General features: G+C 29.8%; 2 protein-coding genes. Both read right to left on the reverse strand.

Annotated features, from left to right (window positions below):
- Positions 1-1,116 (reverse strand): cupin domain-containing protein (locus F6K40_RS26615; RefSeq protein WP_293140117.1); only part of this gene is annotated, 1,116 nt, incomplete at its 3' end.
- 1,213 nt (positions 1,117-2,329) lie between these two features.
- A complete protein-coding gene (locus F6K40_RS26620) occupies positions 2,330-2,530 on the reverse strand; it encodes a hypothetical protein (RefSeq protein ID WP_293140118.1) in 201 nt (66 codons plus the stop codon).
- Positions 2,531-3,414: the final 884 nt, after the last annotated feature.

Genomic DNA, 3,414 nt, shown 5'->3' on the forward strand with positions numbered 1-3,414 from the left:
CTTAGATAACATGGGCATAATATCTATTTCCCAGTCATAGTCCGGCAGCCAATTTATGACATCTTTTCCAGTAAATGTTTCTCGACTAAATAAATTTTTTACTAAATATTCTGGTACTCCTCGAATAGATACTTCTTTACCTGAGACTAAAATTTTGTATCCATCCTCATCAGGAATTTGTAAAATTTTTAAACGTTGAAACTCAGAAACTTTAAACTTAGTTTCAACTCCATTGTAAAAAATATTAAATCCAGCTTGATATGGGAAATTGTATTGCTCAACAGGTTTTCCGAAACCATCCAAGTAGTTATTATATTCTTTACTAAGATTGTCATTATTGATGTACTCTTTTAAGTCTTGAATTAAATTTTCTACACTGACGTTAAAATAAGTCTCATCTATTCTTAATGGTAGACTTTTTCTCCACTTTTCTTTGTTTTGAAACCCCTCTAATAACCATTCCAATATATCGACACCTGTTCGAGAATGAATACCTAAAGTAAGATGAATAGACGGTTCTTCTTTTGTCACTGCATAATGCCAATGTCCACGAGGTATATAAAGTACATCTCCTGGATGTAAAATACAACTCAAATATGCTTCTTCTTCCGGTGGCGTAAAAGAGGATGATTTTTGGTTGGGCAATGGATATTTGAACGTTTCAGTATAGACATACCATTGCTTACTTCCTTCTACTTGTAAGATAAATACATCGTGAGTATCATAATGCTTAGAAAATCCTTTTTTACTAGACCAAGAACAATATGCATTGACTTGAGTTGAGTATCCTAATTCATAACTAAGTCTTGAAGCAAATAGAGAAACTTCTGGAACTCTTTTATGGATTTGGTCTAGGATTAAGGTTGCACCTTTCTGACACCATTGGGTAAGATTTCTATTTTCCTTTGCCTCCAGAACTTTTCCATCAAATGCAAGGCGCAGATCGGGATGTTCTATTTGATGAAAGTTTAATAAATGGTTGAGTTTGTCCCACGAAAATAGGTCTCTAAAGTTTTTGTGTCCTTTACTAGAAATGGCGATCGCTTTCCTAGTCCAATTATTTTCTAGAAATTCTTCTCGATCTAATGGTTGTATTAGATGTGTTAGACATGACATAATTAGGAATTTTTTCTATTAATTTTTAACATTTATCAAATAATAGACTTAAGTTAAGAATTTTTCTATTACATTAGAAGTTTATAAAAGTCTATTTTTAGCTTACCTTGTCTATCAAATATTTTTTTATAAGTGGGTTTATTCAAGAATTATTTATTTTATTAGGTTATACAAATACCTTAGTTAATGGGAATACTTAATTACCATAAGCCAATAATTATTTTAACTTTTTTCTATTCTTAAGTAAATCTTAATACTACTATTATTATTTTGAACCAATTGAATTAATCAGAGTTTTATATTCTGAGATTTGTATGTCAGTGTATTTATCAATAATAAAGTCAAACTTTTACTCTCATATATTTTCTAGTTCTCACCTCTTCAGACTGACATGGCTAGTTTAAAATTAGGTATAATAGTAATTCATAACCCCCCCTATAAATTCAAGATAAAAATTAAGTGTTTTAATTTTTTAACTATATTATTTATAAGTCTGTTGATTCAGGAATTTTTAATGACCTATTATAGATTAAAATCACATTTAAAATATTAATGACAATAATTAATCGCCATTAGTAAAAAATTATTTAGATTTTTTAGTAGTTTTCAACATCTAAGAGTATTAGTTGTGGATAAATCTCCTTTAAAGGAGAAACAAAAAAAATTTTTCTTTGAGTTAATCCTATCGCTTTCAACAATTAATAATTCTTAATTGTTGACCACTACTTAGTTTTTGCTTTCAGCCTTCAATAAATATCAAAACTACTACTATTATTACTTTGAGCGAATTAGTTAAAACTTTACATTAGGAAATTTGTCTTTCAGTATATTCAAACAGCCAAAGCAAATTATTTACAAATTCAAACCTTATTGAATGGGAAAATTTTACCCAAATCTTTGTGTAATTAATATCGAATTACTTAAAGTTTGACATTGGGAAATTTGTCTTTCAGTATATTTAAACACCTGAATCAAATTATTTACAAATTTCAGCCTTATTGGATGGGTATTTCACCACAATCAATCTTTGTGTAATTAATTTTGTGTATTTGCTTATAAATAAAGAAAGGGGTAAAGCTTTTACCATCATATTTTTCAGTTGTCACCTGTTCAAAGTTACATGGCTAGCTAAGATGGGGATAATAGGTAACTCTTAACCCCCTAAACATTTAAGGCAAAAATTAAAATACTTAAATCTTAAAATGTTTAACTATTAATGATGACTGTCGCCACCACCATCTGAGTCAAATTGACGATCGCCACCATCTGCGTCAAAGCTGCTGTCGCCACCACCATCTGAGTCAAAATTTAATTCTGTTTGCCAGTTTTTGCCTAGTGAATTTTGTAGAATATCTTTTACTTCTATTTGAATTTTACTAGGCCGAGCTTGCTGAACATCAAATTCTTTTGACATACTAATATCTCCGAGTTAAACTAGATTTGTCTTCTATAACTTCCCATAAGGTGAAGTTGAGAATTAGTATATATTAAACTCCTTAATTTATGCAATAGTTGAGAAAATTTTTTAATTATTTGGGTTCGGATAATTTTTAGTCAAGAGTTGATTAAAATACCCAATCCTAAGTTGGACCTATTTTGCGACTAACTTTGTTCCTAATTAGAAGTGAGTAGTAAAGACTGAAAAGTTGAAAATATCAATCAATTTTACTTTAATTATTGATTTAAGTTATACTAAATCTGGTAAAAAAATGTATTTGTCAAATCTTTGGTGGAACCTCAAGTAGAATTCTGAATTTTCAATTCAGAATTGAAATACAAAATTTAATAATTCTAAATAGCTTTGTTGTAATAGCCATAGAAAATCCGTTCCGCTTTTCGGTTGCCAGAGCCGACATGAAAGGTGAACCTAGTGGCAGCTATATCACCCTATTTCTATTATTCTATTGGCCAATAGTTAAATGCTTCAAAGCCTTTACAGGTAAAAGTTTCAGCCTTTTTTAAAATACCGAAGATAATAGATTTATTTATTGGACAATAGTTGTAGAAGTATGAAGTACAAGGATCTAGGCTATTGTGCGGTAGCCATAAGCTTGTCTAGCAACAAAGCCATTCTAAATCCTACTTTTTAAATGCAAAGCTTATCTAGTTAAATGTGTTGAACCATTCTCTATATGTAGATAGTAGGGAACTACCACGGCAGCTATATCACCCTATTTCTATTATTCTATTGGCCAATAGTTAAATGCTTCAAAGCCTTTACAAGTATAAGTTTCAGCCTTTTTTATATCAAAGATTGATGTTTGATTTATTTATTGGACAATAGTTGTAGAAGTATGA

Origin of the sequence: Okeania sp. SIO3I5 (assembly GCF_010672085.1) — a bacterium.
GTDB lineage: Bacteria > Cyanobacteriota > Cyanobacteriia > Cyanobacteriales > Microcoleaceae > Trichodesmium.

What these genes read in the sequence shown, in the direction of transcription:
- F6K40_RS26620 (WP_293140118.1), bottom strand. Translation starts at nt 2,530, where the DNA reads ATGTCAAAAGAATTTGATGTTCAGCAAGCTCGGCCTAGTAAAATTCAA.